Annotated in this window: 2 protein-coding genes; both read right to left on the bottom strand. The window is 40.9% G+C overall.

What is annotated here, in order from left to right; translation table 11 throughout:
• Window positions 1-1003, bottom strand: a 1003-nt coding sequence (locus B5G09_RS13755; protein WP_206384461.1) for a hypothetical protein, incomplete at its 3' end; no start/stop codon positions are given.
• 255 nt (window positions 1004-1258) lie between these two features.
• Window positions 1259-1597 carry a hypothetical protein gene (locus B5G09_RS13750; RefSeq protein ID WP_241147687.1) on the bottom strand — a complete coding sequence of 113 codons (339 nt, stop codon included), beginning with the start codon at window positions 1595-1597 and terminating at the stop codon, window positions 1259-1261.
• Window positions 1598-1921 lie beyond the last annotated feature (324 nt).

Genomic DNA, 1921 nt, shown 5'->3' with positions numbered 1-1921 from the left:
TCTTTGCGATGGATGCCTGCTTGGCAAAGGTCTCATTTATCATCTTGACAATCTTGCGTTCAACAGGAACAGACCACCGCTTTGTCAACTCCCTGCGGATGTTGCCTACATGATATTTCAACGCCTGTACCTTGTCTGTTCCCAATTCCTCGTAAGCCTGTTTTACCAATGGATATTTAACCGCTATTTGAGCGCATAAATCCTCGTAGCTATCCAACGAAAAGAATGGCTTGGTTGTTTTCAGGCGGTGGTATTCATCGAACAGGTCTTTGAACGTAACCCGTGTATTGTTTTTATCCTCCAGCTTCTCGATAATTTCGCTGAATGAATGCTGTGTAATGGAGTACCCGTTTCGTTTCAGTTCGCTGGAAAGGTTTACATAGGTTCTGTAAATATGGCGGCATATCTTGAAGTTTACAATATCCATATTGGCCAGATTCTTATCCACGACCAGCTTGTTGTCCTCAATCCTTACATATTGTTCGTTGATGTATTTGATTTTCGATAAGGTCTTTTCCCGTACCGTATCGCTCAACTTGTTTATCTCGTCAGCATAACTTACCGCCTCTGCAAGCACTTTCTTTGTAGATGCCACATATTCATCCAATGTTACCTCTCGGCTGTACTTGGTTGTAGAGTAAACGTGAATAATCTCGCCCTTGTATTTGGAATTGCGTACCCGTCCGCAAATTTGGGTAAACAGGGTTGAGATGTCCAATAAGGTATGAGCCTTGTTGCCATCGCTGACGATGAAGGTAACTCCGTTTTCATCATACAGGTCACATCCTTCAAAACAGGTCGAGGTGTAAAAGTTTATCTTCTTCACGGGGCCTGACGGCTGATCAATGGGATAGTCCTTGCCTAACTTGCGTTGGTTGTTCTCTCCATTGTCCCCGCTAACCGAACAGACCACTTTAACCTGTTCGGGAGTGAGTTTTGCCAGATCTATCACCTTTGCGATGAACTCTACGCTGTTTACAAAGATGTGCAGATTGTAAGGCAAATTACCATCCAATACCTTGCGGCACTCCTTAACAATGTATTGAGCAGGTTTGGAGGTCTGACGGGAACGAATGTTGACCTCTATTAGATGCGGTCAGTTGATTTCACAAACAGGAAAGTGTTTCAATTCCTCTAACACATACTCTTGTTCAATAGGGGTAGCCGTCATATAAGTTGCCTTATCGAATTTTGCGGCTTCAGCAAGCAAATTCTTAATGGCCGTATGACGGAACGAATAAGAGTTGAACAATACGTGTCATTCATCCACCAATAAAAATGTATCGTCATAAGGATTGATGCCGATACTCTGCAATGCCCTGATGGTTCGTGGCACGGAATCGTATGTAACGGCTATCTTTAATGGAGAATGATTCTGTGCATAGTCGATGATCTCCTGTTCTGTTATACCCTCGTAAACTCCCAAGACAGAAATATCATCCTTGCGGTAAATGGTCTTGTTCTTGACCAATGCCACATAAGGCATGGCTATAATGGGTGGAATGGAATTGCGGATAGCCAACTCGGTAGCACCGCATCCTGTCTGCTTCTTGTTGAAGAGACAGTTATTAGGAATCTCGGTCAGAAAGTCCGACAAGTAAGTTGCCCCAGCGGGAGCGTTAATTGTTCAATGATTAGCAATGTTATTTGTAGTCATACTTATAAATGTTTAATTGTTATTTATATCTCTTTATCTGAATCTTCTATCTCTGCTATCTTCCATATTTTTTAATCCTGTAATAGTATTTATATAGGAAATATCCATTTCATACTCAAAAAATGTGGTAATCTTTTATCTTTATAAAGTAAGAGAGTATGCTATCATTAAATGGAATATTCCAATAATGAGAAAACAGCAAACAAGTTTTCAACTCTCAAATCTTGCTATCCGTTTCTATTCTGCTTTCCATATTTTTTAATC

Origin of the sequence: Alistipes sp. An54, from assembly GCF_002159375.1 — a bacterium.
In the GTDB taxonomy this organism is placed as follows: Bacteria; Bacteroidota; Bacteroidia; order Bacteroidales; family Rikenellaceae; genus Alistipes; species Alistipes megaguti.
The sequence above is the reverse complement of the archived record's forward strand: the minus strand, read 5'-3'. Positions and strand labels throughout refer to the sequence as shown.